Source organism: Ruegeria profundi (genome assembly GCF_049800715.1).
Lineage (GTDB): Bacteria > Pseudomonadota > Alphaproteobacteria > Rhodobacterales > Rhodobacteraceae > Ruegeria > Ruegeria profundi_A.
This window is the reverse complement of record NZ_JBNAFO010000002.1, coordinates 195,406-214,896: the sequence shown is the minus strand read 5'-3', so window position 1 is coordinate 214,896 and position 19,491 is coordinate 195,406. Positions and strand designations below refer to the sequence as shown.

Sequence of the window (19,491 nt, the reverse complement as noted above, 5' to 3'; positions counted from 1 at the left end):
CTAGAACAGCGATCCCTGATCCGGCGCGTCGGGTTTGGGTTTTTTCGCGGCAGGGCGGCCAGCGGAACCGGTCGCCAGGCGACCGTCCGAGAATTCGATCTCAAGCGCCGCGTGTTTGCCAGCCTGAGCCTTGGTGGTCACGACGTCGCCCTCGGCGCGCACAACCGCATAGCCCCGCGCCAGCGTTGCCTTGTAGCTGAGCGTTTCGCGTAGGCGGTCGGTTGCTGTCAGTTGTTGGCGCAGGCGCTCTAGTCGGACGGTTTGGGCCGCGTCCAGCCGCTCAGCCAGTCGGGCGGTGGCCTGGCGTTGCTGTTCAATTTCGCGCTGGATCGGGCGGAGGGACAGACGCGAAGACAGGTTGCGCAGGTGTTCCTGACGGGAGGAGACGACGCCTCGCAAAGTCGACGGGCGCAGATGCGCCGACATCTCGACCAGTTGCAGGCGGCGGTTTTGCACCCCGCGATCTAATGCGGGTGTCAGGCGTTCTGCAATCAGATCAAGGCGCTGCCGTGGAGAGTTCAACAAGCTATCCGGGCGCGGAAGCGCACGAGACACGTCACGCAGACGCTGCGCACGGCGCTGAACCGCATCGCTCGCAGCCCGTGAAAGGCGCGCACCCTGTTCGTTGGTCCACGCCATCAATTCCATCCGCACGGGGACGGCCAATTCGGCTGCGGCTGTCGGCGTAGGCGCGCGGCGGTCGGAGACAAAGTCGATCAGCGTCGTGTCTGTCTCATGCCCCACGGCCGAGATCAGCGGTATCTCTGATGCAGCAGCCGCGCGGGCTACGTTTTCCTCATTGAACCCCCACAGATCTTCGATTGAGCCGCCTCCGCGTGCGACGATGATCAGATCGGGGCGCGGCAGCGCACCACCGGGCGTCAGCGCGTTGAAGCCTTCTATGGCGCGGGTCACCTCGGGGGCGCAGTTTGCACCCTGTACGGCGACGGGCCAGATCAGAACCTTGCGGGGAAACCGGTCGCGCAGGCGATGCAGGATATCTCGGATCACCGCCCCGGATGGAGAGGTCACGACACCGATGATCTGGGGCAGGTAGGGCAGCGGTTTCTTACGCTCAGGCGCGAATAGTCCTTCGGCCTCTAGCTGTTTCTTGCGCTTTTCCAGCAGTGCCATCAGCGCGCCTTGGCCAGCGACCGCGACCTCATCAACATTCATGTTGTATTTGGATTGCGCGCCGAATGCTGTGAGGCGGCCGGTGACGACGACCTCCAACCCTTCTTCGGGGACGACGGAGAGGCCGGAGATTTGACCTTTCCAGGTGGTACAGGCCAGAACGTTCCGGTCGTCCTTGATGTCATAATACAGATGACCCGAGCGCGCCTTGAACACGCGACCGACCTCGCCGCGTACACGGATTCGCCCGAACGAGCCCTCGAGCGTGCGCTTCACCTCGCCAGAAATCTCGGAAACCGAGTATTCGGGGGTGTTTTGGCCGGGAATTGGGTCGTCAAGCAGGTCGGACATTTCAGCGCCTTGTGTCAAATGCCGTGCCAGCTTAGAACGCCGCGCAGGCGAGGCCAAGCAGATCGGAGACGACCTTATGAACATTCTTATTCTCGGCAGCGGTGGGCGTGAACACAGCCTCGCTTGGGCGGTGATGCAGAACCCCAAATGCGACCGTCTGATCGTTGCGCCAGGCAATGCCGGGATCGCTCAGATCGCCGAATGCGCTTCGCTGGATATCGAGAATGGCGGTGCGGTGGTCAATTTCGCCGAGGCCAACGCGATAGACTTCGTGATCGTCGGCCCCGAGGCCCCTCTGGCCGCTGGCGTGGCCGACCGGCTACGTGAAGCCGGTGTGCTGGTGTTTGGCCCCTCTGCCGAAGCGGCTCGGTTGGAAGCTTCGAAGAGTTTCACCAAGGAGGTTTGCGATGCATCCGGCGCGCCTACCGCCGCCTATGCAAGGTTCACCGAAGCCGCGCCCGCCAAGGCCTACATCAAAGAGCAGGGCGCTCCGATCGTGGTCAAGGCTGATGGTCTGGCGGCGGGCAAGGGCGTGATTGTGGCGATGGACGAACAGACCGCTCTGGACGCAATTGACGACATGTTTGGTGGGGCGTTCGGTGGGGCAGGTGCCGAGGTTGTCATCGAAGAGTTCATGGATGGCGAAGAGGCCTCATTGTTTGTGCTGTGCGATGGAGAGAATATCCTGTCGATCGGCACCGCGCAGGATCACAAGCGCGTGGGCGAGGGGGATACAGGTCTGAACACCGGTGGGATGGGGGCCTATTCCCCGGCTCCGGTTCTGAGCGCCGAGGTCGAGGCGCGCGCGATGGATGAAATCATCCGCCCAACCATGGCCGAGATGAAGCGCCGGGGCGCGCCGTTCCAAGGGGTTCTGTATGCCGGTTTAATGATCAAGGACGGGCAGCCGCGTTTGGTGGAATACAATGTCCGGTTTGGCGATCCCGAATGTCAGGTTTTGATGATGCGTCTTGGCGCGCAGGCAATGGACCTGATGCATGCCGCAGCCGAAGGGCGTTTGGACGAAACGCGCGTGAACTGGGCCGATGATCACGCGATGACCATCGTTATGGCAGCCAACGGGTATCCGGGTGCCTATGAGAAAGGCTCTTTTATCAAGGGCTTGGACAACCTTCCTGAAGACAGCAGCAACATGGTGTTCCACGCGGGGACAAAGGCTGTTGATGGGCAGATTCAAGCGGTCGGTGGACGCGTTCTGAATGTCACCGCCCGTGGCGCGACGCTGCAAGAGGCGCGTGATCGGGCCTATGAAATGGTTGAGGGCGTGGAATGGCCCGAGGGCTTTTATCGGCGCGATATTGGGTGGCGGGCGCTTTGACTTTGATGTCGGTCAGGGGGCTTTGCCCCCTCGGCCTGCGGCCTCTCCCCCAGGATATTTTTAGCCAGATGACGAGCGGATCAGCACTTTAACGCTTGGTTCAGGCTTTTGCTGCCTGTGAAGGGGCCGAGGTCTGACGTGGTCCATCCACTGTTGTAGGTGACGCTGATGATGCGTGACCAGTCGGCGCTGGCTGTGATCAGTTCTGGCGTCTCGCCGCAGTCACGCAGGCCACCAGAGATATAGTCTTCGCCGATACGGTGATTGGTTAGGCCCGGCAGAGAGGCGATCTCGGCCAAAGCACCCTCTTTGTAGCGCCAGATGCGAAGGGTTTTGGCGAGGTGAGGGCGGTCGATATAAGCGATCTCGGTATAGCCATCACCATCCAGATCGGCGGCTCCGATCGGGGCAAGCCAGCGAAAGCGGGTTCCGATGTGCGTGGTGGCGGCGATCTTTGTGCCGCTTTCGTCGTAGATTGCAAGTTGTGCGCCAAATTGAGCGTGGGACTCGACCACGATCACTTCGGGCGTTCCGTCGGAGTCCATGTCCACCAGTCGAGGAGAAAGGTCTTCGAAAACCCGATCTTGGGGCAGGCGTATCGTCCGCAACGTTTGCGCACTGTCTGAACCGCGAGTTTCGACCCGGAGCTCTAAGGCGCCGTATTCCACATCGTCCCCCAATACGCCATGGGCATAGCGCGTCGTGGGCTCAGCAAATCGGGCTTCGATGATTTCTTCTGATGCTGCGGCAGAGCTTGCGCCCGCCAGCCAAAGGCACAACATCAGTTTCGCGCCGCGTGCCCGACGGTGCCAGGGGCAGGCGGGGGGACGCGGCGCTTTGGAGGGCATCAGATCTGTTTTTCTGGCATTTGCACAACCAGACCGTCCAATGCGTCCGTGACCTTGATTTGGCAGGTCAGGCGCGAGCGGGCGGGGTCGGGCTCATAGGCAAAGTCCAGCATGTCCTCTTCCATGTCGTCCTTGGCGGGGATTTTCTCAACCCAGTCGGGGTGGATGTAGACGTGGCAGGTCGAGCAGGCGCAAGCGCCGCCGCAATCGGCCTCGATGCCGGGAATGTTGTTGTCTCGGGCCCCTTCCATAACGGTCAGCCCATTGGCGACGTCGACTGTATGTTCAGTACCGCTATGCTCGACATAGGTGATCTTTGCCATGGCTTGCGTCTTCCTTTTGCGATGTTCGAATTCTTCCTTAATCAAGGCATTTAGGTCTTTCTAGCCTCATTTGCGACTCTGTGCGCCGCGTCTGGACTTTCTGCGCAATTGTTCTATTTTTGTTCTCATGCTTGTTGCCGCGACTTGTCCTGATGTTTCAAACCGAACCTGGCCCCGACCGCCGGCCTGTTTGCCTGCCAACCGGTTGGATCAGCCGCCCGAAGGCGCGCAGGTGGCGGTGGCGGGTTTGGTGATCCTGCGACAGCGGCCCGGAACCGCCAAAGGGGTGATCTTTTTGACGCTTGAGGACGAGACGGGGATCGTGAACATCGTGGTCTGGCGCAAGATCTACGAGCAATTCCGCCGCGCGGTGATCTCGGGGCGTTTGCTGAGGGTCACGGGCCGAATGCAGAAGGCCGACGCCGTGATCCATGTAATTGCGGAAGAGATCGAGGATATCTCGGGAATGCTGGATGTTCTGGTGCGGGGAGAGGGGGCGTTGGCCTGAAAATTCCAATTTTTATGTGCTTGCCAATCGATCGCCACTAGTCGCGCTCAAAGAAAGCGTAAGGTCTTAGTTTCGCCCAATTCCCTGACTACGCGGCAGCTATGAGTTCATTTATTTTCCACACGCATCGTTTGTTGTTGAGATTTGCCGTAGTGATCACTCTGATTGTGATCGCCCTGTCCATTTCGTTTTTCATACAGCAGCTTGATAGAAACATCAGAACTGATTTGGACGTTCAGGCCTATTTTCCCGTTGCGGGTCTGACATTCATTCTGGCTTTTTTAGCCGTGCCGAGACTGATGGAGCACGTGGTTTCGCCCGGTACAGTTGGATACGTTCTGTTTCACGCCGTGATATGCCTGTGCGGCGCCGCTCTGGTCATATTGAGCGGATTTATTGTCCTTGATGCCCCGTTGATCTCTTGGGTCGCGCCCAATGACATCGCGCAGTTTTTCATTTTGGGGTGTGCCGCTTCGTATTGTTGCCTTGCTGTATTGGGGGCCTTTCGTCTCACTTGGCCAAAAGGTGATGAAGATCCCTCGGTTCAGTTCAGAATGCTGCGCAAAGTGCACTATTCCGCCCGGCAGATTGCATGTGTATTTGCCTTTGTCATCGCGGGCACAATTCTGGGGTCGGTCATATTCCTGAATAGTCCGACGACGACGACCACGGTCGGAGTTTGTATCGTAATGTGGATATTCGCGACTCTGCTTGGCACATCGAAACTCAGCGTGAGGAATTTTGAAAAGCCGATCAGTCTTTGGAATATCGCATTGCAATTCTGCGTCGCTATGTCCGCGCTTTTCGCCACCAAGCTAACCACTCGGGCCTTTTTGTTTCACACTCGTCTGTTCGAGGACTTGCCACAGCGGGATGCAGTTTACCCGTGGGTTGAAAACGTTTTGATGGCGCCATTCATTGTGTTTGGGCTGACAAGTGTCGCTCTTATCGTGGCGCGTCAGAAACCGGTTGTTCGCAACATGGCCGATGTTTTCGCCTAGGCTTCGAATGCTGGCGCACGGGCCGCAGCTATCGCTTGAACAGAACACTATGCGCTTGCTTACTGCTGTGATCCCCGCGCAGCTCGGCGTGCAGGGCGCGTCCGGCTTGAACCGCGGGGCGGGCGCTTACAGCCTCTAGCCAGCGGGCGAAGTGAGGCTTGTCGTCCAAAACCTGCTGCTGACCCTCCCAAAGGCTCGCCCAACCCCAGATAGATATATCGGCGATCGAGTAAAAATCACCCGCAACATACTCGTTCTCGGCCAGACGCCGATCCAGCACGCCGTAGAGCCGGGCGACTTCGGTCCGGTAGCGGTCTTTGGCGTAGGGCAGGTCCTGCGGAGGCTCTAGGTTGGGAGCATATTTCAGGAAGTGATGCGCCTGACCCGCCATCGGGCCAACGCCGCCCATCTGCCACATCAGCCACTCTTCTACCGCAACCCTGTCCCGTTCGGTCGCGCCGTAAAACCGGCCGGTTTTACGGGCCAGATACATCAGGATCGCGCCACTTTCGAACACCGTGATCGGCGAACCATCAGGCCCGTCCGGATCGACTATGGCAGGCATGCGGTTATTGGGTGAGATCTTCAGAAACTCCGGATCGAATTGGTCGCCCTTACCGATGTTGATCAGATGCGTGGTGTAGGGCAGCTCCATCTCTTCCAGAGCGATGGAGGCTTTCCAACCGTTCGGGGTGGGCCAGAAATACAGGTCGATCATGATGTCTCCTCAAGCTGAGGGGATCATGAAGCTTTCTGAGCAAACGGCAAGAGGCCCTGTGGGCGGGGTAGGGCAAAAAACCGTGACCAGCGCCTGTGCGGTTTTTCGGGGATACCGCGTTTGAGCCTTTGCAGGCAGAGGCGCTCGGGGTCGCGCAGCAAGGCGTTGTAGACGCGTAGCACGCCTGGGCGTGTGTAGCTGGACCAGTGGCAGATACGCCGCTCGGGCGCGGCGAGCGGGGAGATCAGCGCCGACAGGTGATCCACCGTGTCCGGGCAATCGATCTGCAATGTGACCGAGTTTGGTGCCGTCAGGCCCGCGCCAATGCTGAGATCACCAAGACGGGGTGGCTGGATGAAGGTTTCATAAAGAAAGTCGAATAGATCGTTCTCGCGGCTGATGATGTTGATGAATTCAGCCGCGCGCCCGGCAGGTTTGGTCAGGGCCGCAACGGTGCGGGATTGATAGGCTGCCCCGGTTAGAGAAATGATCCGGCTGAGCGCGCCGGGTGGAATGTGATGCAGAGCCTCCAGCGCCAATTCAATACCCATGGAATGGCCGATGAAATGGATCGGACGCTTTGGGTTCAAATGATGCACTTTGCGAATGACGTCAGCCAGTACCTTGCCCGCTTCAACGGCACGACGTTGCGCTGACCAGAGCGGGCCCCGCGCGTCCCAACCAACCGCAATGGCAAGACCTTCGTCCTCAAACCCGCTGCCAAAGCCCAGATGCTGCGGCCAGCTGGGGCTGTACCAAGGCATCGCCTTGGGGTGCAGCGACAGAATATGCCTGTGTGGGCAGGCACCGGCATCGTCGGGCCGATACTTGTATCCGTGGGTCATTATAATGACTGGCCCGTCGGATTGCTGGGCTTCTTGCACAGCATCGATCAAGGGTCGGCAACTACCATGCAACTCAGCACGTCCGTTAACAGCATTGATCCTGATTACTGGCATAGCTCTGCCCCATACAAGATGTTGTGGTGTCGCTTTGTCATGGCGCTATGACGTTTCCGTGAATGAACGATTACAGAACCGTGACGTCGCAGGCGCCGGGCTTGACGAATTCGCAACTGCGGCTTAAGGGCAACAACACCACGTGGCGATTTGTTACCGGATTGCGGGCCACGCTAAACAACACCGCTAAAAGGTCAGGATGAAAGGCCCCTTTCGCTTGACCGCGTCTGGGGTTTTTTTGATGCGCCTCGGGGATCGAGGCCGAAAGGAATGACATGAGCGAGAACTGGACCAAACGCACCCAAGCCGTCCATGGCGGCATCCGTCGCAGTCAGTACAACGAGGTGAGCGAAGCGATCTTCCTGACCCAGGGCTTCGTGTACGACACTGCCGAGCAGGCCGAGGCCCGGTTCTTGGAATGTGGCCCGGATGAGTTCATCTATGCCCGCTATGGCAACCCGACTGTGTCGATGTTCGAACAGCGCATCGCGGCGCTGGAAGGGGCCGAGGATGCCTTTGCCACCGCCTCCGGCATGGCCGCTGTCAATGGTGCGTTGACCTCGATGCTGAAGGCGGGGGACCATGTGGTCTCGGCCAAGGCGCTGTTCGGGTCGTGCCTGTTCATTCTGGAAAACATCCTGACCCGCTATGGTGTCGAGGTGACGTTTGTCGATGGAACCGATCTTGACCAGTGGAAGGCGGCGATCCGCCCCGACACTAAGGCCGTATTCTTCGAGTCCATGTCAAACCCGACGCTCGAGGTGATCGACATTGCCGCCGTTGCGGAACTGGCCCATTCGGTTGGTGCTCTGGTTCTGGTGGACAACGTGTTTTCGACACCGGTGTTCTCGCGCGCGGTCGAGCAGGGCGCGGATGTGGTGATCTATTCGGCGACCAAACATATCGACGGGCAGGGCCGGGCGCTGGGTGGTGTGATCCTTGGCACCAAGGAGTTTATCCGCGGCACGGTCGAACCCTACATGAAGCATACCGGCGGTGCACTTAGCCCGTTTAGCGCGTGGATCATGCTTAAGGGTCTTGAGACGATGGCCCTGCGGGTCAACGCGCAGGCCGCAACGGCGCAGGCGGTGGCCGAGGCGCTGGAAGGTCACTCGGCACTGGAGCGGACGCTGTATCCGGGTTTGAAAACCCATGCGCAGAATGCTCTGGTGCAGACGCAGCTCGGGGGCAAGGGCGGAACCGTACTGTCTTTGGATATCAAGGGCGGCAAGGACGCAGCATTTGCATTTCTGAATGCGCTGACGATCCCGGTGATCTCGAACAATCTGGGGGATGCGAAATCCATCGCGACCCATCCTGCAACCACAACCCATCAGCGTCTGAGTGATGAACAGAAAGATGAGCTGGGCATCACACCCGGTCTGATCCGCCTGTCGATTGGTCTTGAGGATGCAAATGACCTGTTGGCCGATATCCAACATGCGTTGGACGTTTCGCAGGGCTAGCAGGCGCCGTGACAGGCAGAGAGGTGGTGCAGCCTGCCTCTCTGATCCGTGGAAACTGGCGGCACAATGTGTCGCTGCCGCGCGCAGAATGCCGGATTTACGCTGGGTTTTTTCGATCCATCCTGTTAATTGGCCCGTATCGGGTTAAACTGGATACTGAACTTCAGCCGTCTTAATTTCGACGGCCAACCGAGGAACCTCAGCCTATGAACGTTCACCCCCGTGACATCGACGACGCCCCAAACCGGGAACAGGCCGCTGAAGCTCTGAAATTGCTACGGCAATGGGCCAAGACCGCGCCTGCGGCCGAGATCAGCCAGCTAGACCCGTCCTTGGCGCGGCTCGTGCCCGGCATGTCGGCGGTGAACTATCCGTCCCTGTCACGTGAATACCCCGAAGGTTTTGTCGCGGATGAGGCGTATCGGGCAACATTGCCCGACCTGCAAAACGGCCCGTCCAGCTTGATCCGGGGGGCCAAGCAGCAGATCCAACACGTGGGCATCTCGAACTTTCGCCTGCCGATCCGTTTTCACCGCAAGGATGGGGACGATCTGACGCTCGAGACTTCAGTCACTGGCACGGTGAGCCTCGAGGCCGAGAAGAAGGGCATCAACATGTCCCGTATCATGCGGTCCTTCTACAAACACGCCGAGCGGACCTTCAGCTTTGAGGTGATGGAAGCGGCGCTGAGCGACTATCTGACCGACCTCGACAGTTTCGACGCGCGTCTGCAGATGCGCTTTTCCTATCCGGCCAAGGTTAAAAGCCTGCGCTCTGGCCTCGAGGGCTACCAATATTACGACATCGCACTGGAGCTGATCGAACAGAACGGTGTGCGCCAGAAGATCATGCATCTGGACTATGTCTATTCCTCGACCTGTCCTTGCTCGCTGGAACTGAGCGAGCATGCCAGGTCGCAGCGCGGACAGTTGGCAACGCCGCACTCGCAGCGCTCGGTCGCGCGGATTTCAGTGTTGGTGGATTGCGACGCTGATTGCCTGTGGTTTGAAGACCTGATCGAGTTGTGCCGCCGTGCGGTCCCGACGGAAACACAGGTCATGGTCAAGCGCGAGGATGAACAGGCTTTTGCCGAGTTGAACGCGGCCAATCCGATCTTTGTCGAAGACGCTGCGCGCCTGTTCTGTGCCGAATTGCTGGCCGATCATCACGTGGGCGATTTCCGTGTGATCGCCAGCCATCAGGAGAGCCTGCACAGCCATGATGCGGTCTCGATCCTGACGGAAGGGCCTACATTTGCGGCCTCCAGCCTTGATCCGCGTCTGTTCACGACCTTATTCCACGTGGGCTAAACCCGTGAGGATGCGGAAAATTTAGCCGCGTAGTTCCAAAAACAGCGCTTTTTCGCCGCAATGCAGCAAAACTTGCTGCGTCTGCGCAGTAAATGGGCTATCAAGGCAGGGAATGCAGCTGCCGCTTGCCCGTCTATACGGGTGTGCCGCCCCCCGGAAGGAAGCCGAGACGTGCGACGCCTTGGACTGCAAGACCCCGCCAACCGCCCGAGTGATCGGCGCGGGCTGGGCATCCCTCTCTCAGTGTTCCGGCTGCATCGCATTTACAGGAGAGACATGTCATGAACCCAATTTCCCAACCGTTGGAGCTGCAGGCGGCTGCAATGCGCGTGGCTGGATACGCCGTGGTCAGCCAGATGAAGATTATGCAGATCATGGCCCGGTCGGCCATGGAACTGCCGATGGCGCCCTTGCACGTGCTGCGCAATACAGCATCGGAGCCGGCGCCGGCCAAACCTGCAGCAAAACGTGCGGCTTCACCTAAACCTGTTGCCAAACCGGCCGCAAAACCTGCTCCGGCTAAGCGGGCCTCGACTGCCAAGAAGGTGCAATCCAAACCCGCCGCATCGAAGCCTAAGGCCGAACCGGTTGCAAAATTCACCGCCAAACCGCGCCAAGCGGCAAAACCCGCAGCCGCCAAAGCTGCCCCCGCACCTGCGACGCCTAAACCGGCGGGTAAGGCTGCGCCTGAAGTAGCAAAGCCCACACCGGCTACTAAGGCTGCCCCAGTATCAGCAAAGCCCAAAACAGTTGCCAAGGCAGCGCCTGCACCGGCGACGTCCAAACCCTCGGCCAAGGCTGCCCCTGCGCCCGCGACACCTAAACCTGCGGCTAAGGCAACTCCGGCAAAGACCGTGGCTAAAAAGGCGGCACCGGCCAAAACTCCTGCGGCCCCCAAGACTGCGCCAAAACCCGCGGCCAAGGCACCAAGCGCGGCACCGGCTAAAGCGGCTGCAGCGACGACAGAGTCCCCTAAACCGGCCCCTCGCAAGACGCGCGCGCCGTCTAAACCGCCCGCGATGCCAAAGGTTGCTGCGAAAACCGACGAGTAATCGGGGTCATCTGCTTGACACGGTCGGGCTGGCGCGCCAACGCTGCGCGTCATGATGGATCTTCGCCCGGTCGGATATGTGATTGGCATGCTGGTCGCCATTCTAGGGGCGACCATGCTGCTGCCTATGCTTGCCGACATGATCGAGGGGCGGGGCGAGTGGCATGTCTTTCTTGAAAGCGCGATCATCACCGTTCTGACCGGCGTTGTCCTTGCGCTGAGCTGCGCCAATGGCGTAGGAGAAGGTCTGACCATCCGTCAGACCTTTTTGCTGACCTCGGGCGTCTGGGTCGCGCTGCCGGTGTTCGGAGCAATTCCGTTTCTGTTTGGCGAGACCGAGCTGCGCTTTGTCGACGCGTATTTCGAGGCGATGTCTGGCCTGACCACCACCGGATCGACCGTGATTTCGGGTCTGGATGACCTACCGCAGGGCCTGCTGCTATGGCGCGGTATCCTGCAATGGCTGGGCGGCATCGGGATCATCGTTGTGGCTATGGTTTTCCTTCCTGAGCTGCGGGTCGGTGGTATGCAAATCTTCCGTTCGGAAGGGTTTGAAACCATGGGAAAAATCCTTCCCCGCGCGCAGGAGATCGCGGGCCAGATCTCGCTGATCTACGTGTTCCTGACACTGGCCTGCGGCCTTGTCTATGCGGCCGTCGGAATGGGATTCTTTGATGCGACGGTCCACGCCATGACTACCATCGCAACGGGCGGATTTTCGAACTACGACAGCTCGTTTGCGACCTTCAGTGGTCCGGCGGAATACGCGGCCTCGGTCTTTATGATCCTCGCGGCATTGCCGTTCGTGCGCTATGTGCAACTGGCCAATGGCAACACCTCGTCGCTATGGCAGGACAGTCAGATCCGCGCCTTTCTGGCAACCATTCTGGTACTGGTCGTCGTGATGTCCGTGTTCCTGACCTCGGTCTTTCCACACCATTGGGAAAGGGCCCTGCGCGAGTCGCTGTTTAACATCACCTCGATCATCTCGGGCACTGGTTATGCCAGTGTCGACTACATGCTCTGGGGCAGCTTCCCGATCATGTTGTTCTTCTTGATCGGCCTGATCGGAGGCTGCGCCGGATCGACCGCCTGTTCGATCAAAGTGTTTCGCTATCAGCTTCTTTTTGCGTCGATCAAAACGCAGATCCGTCGCATCCGGTCGCCGCATGGGGTGTTCGTACCGCTCTATGACGGGCGACCCGTTAGCCGCGACGTTCTGACCTCGGTCATGAGCTTTTTCATGTTCTTCGTCCTGTCGATGGGGATTTTGTCCTGGGCGCTGGCGCTGACCGGGTTGGACTTCATCACTTCCGTTTCGGGCGCTGCGACAGCGCTGGCTAATGTCGGGCCGGGGTTAGGGAGTCAAATCGGCCCGGCGGGCAATTTCGCCGGTCTGAACGACACCGCAAAATGGCTGTTGACCGCAGGCATGCTAGTCGGCCGGCTCGAGTTGTTGGCCGTCTACGCAATCTTTACCGTCCAATTCTGGAGAGACTGATGAAAAGACCCCTTGGCGCGCAAATCTCCCACATGCTGAGGGATCGCGGCGTGGATGTGATTTTTGGCATCCCCGGCGTCCACAATCAGGAAATGTATCGCGGCATAGAAGAGGCCGGGATCACCCATGTGTTGGCCCGGCATGAGCAGGGCGCCGGTTTCATGGCCGATGGCTATGCGCGGGCGACGGGTAGGCCTGGCGTTGCCTATGTCATAACGGGTCCGGGGCTGTGCAACATCATGACGCCGATGGGGCAGGCCTATAGCGACTCGGTCCCGATGCTGGTGCTGTCATCCTGTCTCGATGAGACGCAGGCGCAGCGGGGCCAACTGCATCAGATGAAGGACCAGCAAGGGGCGGCGGGCACGGTCGCGGATTGGTCGGCACAGGCGAACACTGCGCAGGCTGCCTATGGTCTGGTTGAGCGCGCGTTTGAGGAATTCGAACTCTCGCGTCCGCGGCCAAAGCACATTCAAGTACCGATTGCGCAGCTTGAGGGCGATGCCGATCCCGCGCCATTCCAGAACCAACCGGCCTTGCGCCCCAAGGTATTTGCCCCGGACGTCGCGCCGGTTGTGTCCTTGCTAAACATCTCCAAACGGCCCTTGTTCATTCTGGGTGGTGGTTGCAAATCGAACGAATGGCGGCAAATCTTGACCCAGCTGGGGGCGGCCTGTTTCACCACCTACGCAGGGCGTGGCATGGTCGGGGCGAACTATCCTTTGGATTTTGGTGCGATGCTGCCTAGGCCCGGCAGCGCTGAGGTGATCGCCTCGGCCGATCTGGTGATCGCTGTTGGAGCCGAGCTGGGCGAGGTTGACCTCTGGCGGGAAGAGCTTGGCCATTCGGCGCATCTGGTCCGCGTCGACTTGGACCCTGAGGTACTGTCGGATCGCCATCGCGCTGCTGTCAAAATTCAGGCCGACAGTGTCAGCTTTGCCCTTGCCTTGTGGGCCGTTACCGAAAGCGCCAAACCTGCGACGGGATGGACGGCTGAGGAAGTCGCCGTGGCACGCGCCCGTTGGCGGGCCGAGGTCGATGCAGAGCGCCCGAGTATCGTGCCCGTCGCTGATGCGCTGCGCGCCGCGATGCCTGCCGACACCATGATCTATTCCGACATGACTCAATTCGCCTATGCCGCGAAAGAGGTCTGGGACATGGCCTATCCCCATCATTGGCACCATCCGACCGGCTTTGGCACCTTGGGCTATGCGTTGCCCGCTGGCATCGGTGGGGCAGTGGCGCGGCGCGGGCGGCCAACGGCGGTAATCGCCGGGGACTATGGGTTCCACTACACGATGCAAGAACTGGGCGTGGCGGTGGAACTGGGCCTGCCGTTGCCGATTATCCTATGGGACAACGGTAAGCTGAAAGAGATCGAGGACAGCATGGTCCGTAGCCAGATCTCTCCAAACGCGGTTGTGGCGCGCAATCCTGATTTCTGCAAACTGGCCGAAGCGTTCGGGGCGCTGTCGAGTGCGCCTAAAACTGTGGATGAGATGCAGGAGGCAGTCAAAGCCGCGTTTCAGGCCTCGGGGCCGACATTGATTTATGTGACGCCGGATATTCTTTAGTCGGGAAACAAAGAAGCCGCCGCGCGGATGCGCAGCGGCTTTTTCAGTTTGGGGACATTGTTAGTCCCAGCAATGCACCAGAACGGTCATCCCATTGGCGCGGCGGCTCAGCTCATTGGGTGAGATCTCAGCCGTTTCTTGCGCCGCTTGGCCCGAGATACCCGCTTGGGTCAGAACGTCGTTCAGCCCTTGGGTCGAAACCGCAAGACTGACCGAGCCGGGCAGGGTGCGGCCCTCGGACGGGGTGGGCAGAAGCATGCCAACCACGCTGCCACTGTCGTCAAAGACCGGACCACCGGCATCTCCCGGTTGGGCGGCCAGAGCGAGGCGTTTCACACCGGCTTCACCGTTCAAGCCGCGCACGTCCGCGATCTGACCGAAGGTCAGCGTCGGTGCCCCCAAGGCCCCTTCGTAAGAGAACCCAGAGACAGCGACCTCGGACTGAATGCGCGGCTGGTCCGCGCGGAACTCGGCCACGTTGATCGGGGCCAGCGACTTGCGCGGGCGCAGGACGGAAACACCTAGATCGGCATCCGTCCAGGCCACTTGAAGCTCCTGATCGCCGTCCAGCGTGACGCGGCTGCAGCTGTCGGCGGCCTCGGATACGGTCAGGACAGTGCCGGACGCATCCGCAAAGAAGCCCGAACGAGACAGGCGCGGTTTGCGAATCTGAAGGCCCGAGACCAGATCGACGCGCTGCTCAGCATCTGCGCCTGCGCTGGAATCCAGAACCGCATCTGTGGTGGCAAAGCTGGCCTTCATCGCCGCCAGAACTCGGGCGCGGCGGGCCTCATCGCCCTCGGGCCAGACCAGCGTGAAGCCTTTGATCTTGCCATCCTTCAGCGCCGCTTCGGTGTAAGAGACGATGCCTTTGCCGCGCCCTTCCAGAGTAAAGCGATCACCGCGCAGCTCTCGTGGGCCGACAAGCGGCACGATTTCCAACGACTGCATCACCTCATAAAGCGCGCGCAGGGTGGGTTTGCCGCCCTCCTGACTGATCAACAGCGCCTGTGCGTTCAGGTCAGAGTTGCTTTTGAAATGGGCGAAAGGGGCCTCATAACGATCAAAGGCGATGGCCTCCAGCGGCAGATCGACCGAAATCCCGGCCTGATCGTCGGTGTATTGCGCCATTCCAACGCTGATCAGCGGCGCGTTATAGTCCTCGATCAATGCGGCGCGCTGGACAGTGGTCAGAACGCCGGTCGCCTCATATCCGTTGAAGCTTTGCCAGTCGGCCATGGAACGGCGCGTGCCTTGGCCGAAGGCTCCGTCTATGGTCGAGTTATAGAACCCCGCGGCCTGAAGTGCAGTCTGCAGGTCCTTGCGTTCCTGCGACGTGAGCAAACGTTCGGATTGCAACGCCTGCGAGCGGGTTTCATCCGACGGCTGCGGGGTCGCGTCTGACAGCGTGTCGACAGTGAGCTGTTCGGGTTCGACCGGTGGGGCAAGGGTGCCACGGTTCAGCACATTTGCACCGATCGGCCAGTACTGCTGCCGCAGGGAACTTGAGAAGGTGATGAAACTGTCGCGTGGGATTTGCCCTTCGGCGCGGTAAACCCGCAGCACTTGTTCTGCGTCGCTGCGTAGGTAGGGGCCGATAACAATGGCATACCAGCCGCTGCCCAGGCGAAAGCCGTTCACGTCGGGCAGCGCGCGGGCGTAATCCTGTGCACGATCCTGTGCCTCACGCAGGGATGGCTGCGCCTCGACCTGAACCCAGACACCCTGATCTTGCTGGGCGGTTGCGGCGCGTAGGCCGACCAAAAGAAGCAATAAAATTGCCGTAAATACTCGTGTCATTTTCTGCCCGTTTATGCAGTTTTGATGCTTTTGCTCAGAATACCCGATTTCGGGTGGCGAAAGCCATGGTGGGAATGCGGGGAATTTGCGGTGTGGCAGCGCAGATACAGCAAGGACCCATTGGCCCGTTGACGCCCTTCGGCCCCTTGCATAGGAAGGGCCAAACCCATCGGAACCGGGCGCAGGCGCGCCCAAAGGGAATGTCATGACCGATCAGTCCAGCGCACCTCGTTCTTTTCAAGAGATCATCCTGCGGCTTCAGACCTATTGGGCCTCGAAAGGCTGTGCGATTCTGCAGCCTTATGACATGGAGGTTGGGGCAGGGACGTTCCACCCGGCGACAACCCTGCGCGCGCTCGGGTCCAAGGCATGGGCCGCGGCCTATGTCCAACCCTCGCGCCGTCCAACCGACGGGCGGTATGGTGAGAACCCGAACCGTCTGCAGCACTACTATCAGTATCAGGTTCTGATCAAACCCAGCCCGCCAGACCTGCAAGAGCTGTATCTGGGCAGCCTCGAGGCCATCGGTATCGATATGGAGCTGCACGACATCCGTTTTGTCGAGGACGACTGGGAAAGCCCGACCCTCGGCGCATGGGGTCTTGGGTGGGAGGTCTGGTGCGACGGTATGGAAGTCAGCCAGTTCACCTATTTCCAACAGGTCGGTGGTCATGATTGCACGCCGGTCTCCGGTGAGCTGACCTATGGTCTGGAGCGTCTGGCGATGTATGTGCTGGGCATCGACCACGTGATGGACATGCCGTTCAACGACCCTCAGTCCCCCAGCCCGCTGACATACGGTGACATCTTCAAGCAGACCGAAGAGGAATACGCCCGTTGGAACTTTGATGTGGCCAACACCGAAGTTCTGCTGCGTCATTTCGAAGAGGCCGAGGCCGAATGCGCCACCATTCTGGCGCAACGGCATGATGATCCGAAAACAGGCAAGCGCATCGTGATGGCGCACCCGGCCTATGATCAGTGCATTAAGGCCAGCCACATCTTCAACCTGCTGGACGCGCGCGGGGTGATCTCGGTAACCGAACGGCAGGCCTATATCGGCCGCGTCCGGGCGCTGGCCAAGCAATGCGCGGATGCGTTCGTTCTGACCGAGGCCGCCGGGTACGAGGCCTGATGCAGCGTTCAGGCCAATCCGGGCAGCAATGCCTTGAGGCCGTCAGAAATCATGCCGATGGCGATGGCCGACAGGATCATACCCATGAAGCGGCTCATGATGACGCGTGCGTTGCTCGAAAGACGTTTGGACAGCCATGGGGCATTCCAGAAGGTTACCAGAAGCAAGGCGACGACGGTCAAGAATACACCGGCGAAAACAACAGCTTCAAGCGGCTTGTTGACGTGATGCGCGTACAGGATCAGGGTCGTGATCGTGCCCGGGCCAACCAGAATGGGAAAGGCCAGCGGATAGAACGCGACTGTGTCAGGCGCAGGATAGGCCTCTTTTTCTCCGTCCGTTCCGTGATGCGAGGTGCTTTCGTTGCCGTTCAGCATATTCAGGCCGATCATCAGTACAACCAACCCTCCGGCGACACGCAGATGGTCCACGCTGATTCCGAACAAGCTCAGCGTCTGACTGCCAATGGCTGCGAACGCGCCGCCCAGGACCAGGCAGTAGAGCGCGGTTTTAACTGCGACTTTACGTTGATCCGCAGGGGGCAGGTCCTGCGTAACACTCAGGAACACAGGCAGGTTGGTGATCGGGTTCATGATCGCAAACAGCGCACCAAAGAACCCAACGGCGAGGGTCGATTCCATGAAAACACCCTTTTGGTATCAATCTTCACTGCGAAACCTGTCCTATTTTTCAGGAACTTGAAAGAGGCAGCCTAAGACAATGACAGGAAAATTGCTTGCGATCATTCTAGGGCTTTCGGCTGTGCTGGCCGGGGCGGGCATGTATTACCTGCAAGTCTACGGCTTTTATTATGAGGTCGAACCCAAGCCCGGACAGGACGTCGCCCTCTTGCCTGTGGGCGGTGAGACTCCGCAGCCGATTGCCTATTCTTCGTTTCAGGCAATTGATGCCGATAGCTCTCCGATCCGGTATCGGGCCTGTTTCAACACGGATCTATCGGAGGAACAGTTGTCCGACTTCATACCGGTTGATAATGCAGAACCCCTGACGGCTCCGGGTTGGTTCGATTGCTACGATGCGGTCGCCGTAGCCGAAGCGCTGAAATCCGGGCAGGCGCAGGCCTACATCAGCGCGAAGAATATACACTACGGGGTCGACCGCATCGTCGCGATCACCGAAGATGGGCGCGGCTTTGTTTGGCATTCCCTGAACAATTGCGGTGAAAAAGCCTATGATGGCACTGTAGTGGGCGAGGAATGCCCACCCAGACCGCAGCAGTAAGGAGACCGCCGTGCAACACGTCGTCGAAATCCCCGATTTTCTGACGGCGACCTTAGGTTTTGCCGTTTATCTGCTTGGCGCACGGATCAATGATCGCGTCGCCGTACTTCGCAATTTCAACATCCCCGAGCCCGTCACCGGAGGGTTGCTGGCCTCATTCGCCGTTCTCGCGCTGTATTTGATATTCGATCTTGAACTGTCGTTCGAGCTGGGAACACGGGATTTTCTACTGGTCGTGTTTTTTGCCGGGATCGGATTGAATGCACGTCTGTCTGACCTGATTTCGGGCGGCAAGCCGCTGTTTTTGCTTCTGATCCTGACCCTTGTGACGATTGTTGCGCAAAACGTGATCGGTGCGGCTGGCGCTTCCATGTTCGGCTACCCGGCGCAGGCGGGTGTTCTGTTCGGCTCGGCGGCGTTGATCGGCGGTCACGGGACTGCGATCGCTTGGGCGCCCGAAGTTGCTAGGGCGACAGGGTTGGAAAGCGCCACCGAGCTGGGGGTTGCCGTTGCAACGCTGGGTTTGGTTCTGGCCGCCCTGGTTGGTGGACCGATTGCGCGTTTGCTGGTTGAAGGGCGCAATCTCAGCCCCGAACGTCCAGATGAAGGGCCAAGTGTCGGACTGCCGGATGAAACAGAAGGCAGGGCGCTTGATATCGACCACCTGTCGATCATGCGCGTTTTGCTGCATCTAAACCTTGCGATCATTGCAGGCTATTCTCTGAACGAAGCGATCTCGGCAGCCGGTCTCAAGCTGCCGCTGTTTGTGCCTTGTCTGATCATGGGAATCGTCATCGCCAATGTACGTGCCTTGGTGGCACCTGCGGCCCCTCCGGTATCGCGCACGCCATCGCTGGCGTTGATCTCGGAATTTGCCTTGGGCGCGTTTTTGGCGATGTCACTCATGAGCCTTCAGCTTTGGACCATCGCCGAGCTTGGCATGGCCATCGTCGTCATCATGTCCGCCCAGACTCTGTTCACAGTGGTTTTTGTGCTGTGGGTGCTGTTCCCGGTCATGGGCTCAAACTACCGCGCCGCTGTGCTGGCCGCGGGGTTCGGAGGTTTCGCTTTGGGTGCAACACCCACCGCTATCGCGAATATGACTGCAGTAACCAAGCGATATGGACCATCGCCTATTGCCTTTATCGTGCTGCCCCTTGTATCCGCATTCTTTGTGGATATCGCCAATGCCATCGTCATCCAGACGATCGTAAATTTCTAAGGACCGAAA

At 59.4% G+C, this 19,491-nt stretch carries 18 protein-coding genes and 1 riboswitch; of the genes, 10 read left to right on the top strand and 8 right to left on the bottom strand.

What is annotated here, in order from left to right:
• The gene (gene xseA / locus ACP15L_RS04900) at window positions 1-1,485 is read right to left on the bottom strand and encodes an exodeoxyribonuclease VII large subunit (RefSeq protein ID WP_425083348.1); all 1,485 of its coding nucleotides are present in this window, start codon (window positions 1,483-1,485) and stop codon (window positions 1-3) included.
• Between the two features lie 76 nt (window positions 1,486-1,561).
• Here xseA and purD point away from each other — a divergent pair, with 76 nt between their 5' ends.
• Window positions 1,562-2,824 (top strand): phosphoribosylamine--glycine ligase, encoded by a 1,263-nt coding sequence (gene purD, locus ACP15L_RS04895; RefSeq protein ID WP_425083347.1) that lies wholly within the window; start codon window positions 1,562-1,564, stop codon window positions 2,822-2,824.
• 80 nt (window positions 2,825-2,904) lie between these two features.
• Here purD and ACP15L_RS04890 read toward each other — a convergent pair whose 3' ends face one another.
• Together ACP15L_RS04890 and ACP15L_RS04885 are read right to left on the bottom strand one after the other, a co-directional pair.
• Window positions 2,905-3,672: an FG-GAP repeat domain-containing protein gene (locus tag ACP15L_RS04890; protein WP_425083346.1), complete on the bottom strand. Its 768-nt coding sequence runs from the start codon at window positions 3,670-3,672 to the stop codon at window positions 2,905-2,907.
• On the bottom strand, window positions 3,672-3,995 hold the full coding sequence (locus ACP15L_RS04885) for a 2Fe-2S iron-sulfur cluster-binding protein (protein ID WP_170376365.1): 324 nt from the start codon (window positions 3,993-3,995) through the stop codon (window positions 3,672-3,674). The genes ACP15L_RS04890 and ACP15L_RS04885 overlap by 1 nt, the downstream gene beginning before the upstream one ends.
• A gap of 127 nt (window positions 3,996-4,122) precedes the next feature.
• Between ACP15L_RS04885 and ACP15L_RS04880 the strand changes: the two genes are divergently transcribed.
• Window positions 4,123-4,503, top strand: coding sequence for an OB-fold nucleic acid binding domain-containing protein (locus ACP15L_RS04880; protein WP_425083345.1), 381 nt, complete (start codon window positions 4,123-4,125; stop codon window positions 4,501-4,503).
• 101 nt (window positions 4,504-4,604) lie between these two features.
• Window positions 4,605-5,504 (top strand): hypothetical protein, encoded by a 900-nt coding sequence (locus ACP15L_RS04875; protein WP_425083344.1) that lies wholly within the window; start codon window positions 4,605-4,607, stop codon window positions 5,502-5,504.
• A gap of 28 nt (window positions 5,505-5,532) precedes the next feature.
• On the opposite strand, the gene ACP15L_RS04870 is transcribed toward ACP15L_RS04875, so the two are convergent.
• Window positions 5,533-6,222 carry a glutathione S-transferase N-terminal domain-containing protein gene (locus ACP15L_RS04870; RefSeq protein ID WP_425083343.1) on the bottom strand — a complete coding sequence of 230 codons (690 nt, stop codon included), beginning with the start codon at window positions 6,220-6,222 and terminating at the stop codon, window positions 5,533-5,535.
• Between the two features lie 23 nt (window positions 6,223-6,245).
• A complete protein-coding gene (locus tag ACP15L_RS04865; RefSeq protein ID WP_425083342.1) occupies window positions 6,246-7,181 on the bottom strand; it encodes an alpha/beta hydrolase in 936 nt (311 codons plus the stop codon).
• 132 nt (window positions 7,182-7,313) lie between these two features.
• Window positions 7,314-7,391, top strand: a riboswitch (SAM riboswitch).
• A gap of 65 nt (window positions 7,392-7,456) precedes the next feature.
• On the opposite strand from ACP15L_RS04865, the gene metZ reads away from it, so the two are divergent.
• Both metZ and folE2 read left to right on the top strand, forming a co-directional pair.
• Window positions 7,457-8,647, top strand: coding sequence for an O-succinylhomoserine sulfhydrylase (metZ, locus tag ACP15L_RS04860; RefSeq protein ID WP_425083341.1), 1,191 nt, complete (start codon window positions 7,457-7,459; stop codon window positions 8,645-8,647).
• A 206-nt stretch (window positions 8,648-8,853) separates the two neighbouring features.
• Window positions 8,854-9,957: a GTP cyclohydrolase FolE2 gene (gene folE2 / locus ACP15L_RS04855; RefSeq protein ID WP_425083340.1), complete on the top strand. Its 1,104-nt coding sequence runs from the start codon at window positions 8,854-8,856 to the stop codon at window positions 9,955-9,957.
• 133 nt (window positions 9,958-10,090) lie between these two features.
• On the opposite strand, the gene ACP15L_RS04850 is transcribed toward folE2, so the two are convergent.
• Window positions 10,091-11,062 carry a hypothetical protein gene (locus ACP15L_RS04850; RefSeq protein WP_425083339.1) on the bottom strand — a complete coding sequence of 324 codons (972 nt, stop codon included), beginning with the start codon at window positions 11,060-11,062 and terminating at the stop codon, window positions 10,091-10,093.
• On the opposite strand from ACP15L_RS04850, the gene ACP15L_RS04845 reads away from it, so the two are divergent.
• Both ACP15L_RS04845 and ACP15L_RS04840 read left to right on the top strand, forming a co-directional pair.
• A complete protein-coding gene (locus ACP15L_RS04845; protein ID WP_170487681.1) occupies window positions 11,061-12,509 on the top strand; it encodes a TrkH family potassium uptake protein in 1,449 nt (482 codons plus the stop codon). The two genes, ACP15L_RS04850 and ACP15L_RS04845, sit on opposite strands and share 2 nt — an antisense overlap.
• Entirely contained in the window at window positions 12,509-14,083 is a 1,575-nt protein-coding gene (locus ACP15L_RS04840) for a 5-guanidino-2-oxopentanoate decarboxylase (RefSeq protein ID WP_425083338.1), read from the top strand. The genes ACP15L_RS04845 and ACP15L_RS04840 overlap by 1 nt, the downstream gene beginning before the upstream one ends.
• 60 nt (window positions 14,084-14,143) lie before the next feature.
• Here ACP15L_RS04840 and ACP15L_RS04835 read toward each other — a convergent pair whose 3' ends face one another.
• The gene (locus ACP15L_RS04835; RefSeq protein ID WP_425083337.1) at window positions 14,144-15,883 is read right to left on the bottom strand and encodes a serine protease; all 1,740 of its coding nucleotides are present in this window, start codon (window positions 15,881-15,883) and stop codon (window positions 14,144-14,146) included.
• 205 nt (window positions 15,884-16,088) lie between these two features.
• Here ACP15L_RS04835 and ACP15L_RS04830 point away from each other — a divergent pair, with 205 nt between their 5' ends.
• Window positions 16,089-17,018 carry a glycine--tRNA ligase subunit alpha gene (locus ACP15L_RS04830; protein ID WP_425083336.1) on the top strand — a complete coding sequence of 310 codons (930 nt, stop codon included), beginning with the start codon at window positions 16,089-16,091 and terminating at the stop codon, window positions 17,016-17,018.
• An 8-nt stretch (window positions 17,019-17,026) separates the two neighbouring features.
• Here ACP15L_RS04830 and ACP15L_RS04825 read toward each other — a convergent pair whose 3' ends face one another.
• Window positions 17,027-17,659, bottom strand: a complete 633-nt coding sequence (locus ACP15L_RS04825; RefSeq protein WP_170765649.1) for a MarC family protein — start codon at window positions 17,657-17,659, stop codon at window positions 17,027-17,029.
• Between the two features lie 79 nt (window positions 17,660-17,738).
• On the opposite strand from ACP15L_RS04825, the gene ACP15L_RS04820 reads away from it, so the two are divergent.
• Both ACP15L_RS04820 and gltS read left to right on the top strand, forming a co-directional pair.
• Window positions 17,739-18,260, top strand: a complete 522-nt coding sequence (locus ACP15L_RS04820; protein WP_425083335.1) for a DUF6446 family protein — start codon at window positions 17,739-17,741, stop codon at window positions 18,258-18,260.
• Between the two features lie 10 nt (window positions 18,261-18,270).
• Window positions 18,271-19,482, top strand: coding sequence for a sodium/glutamate symporter (gltS, locus tag ACP15L_RS04815; RefSeq protein WP_425083334.1), 1,212 nt, complete (start codon window positions 18,271-18,273; stop codon window positions 19,480-19,482).
• Window positions 19,483-19,491 lie beyond the last annotated feature (9 nt).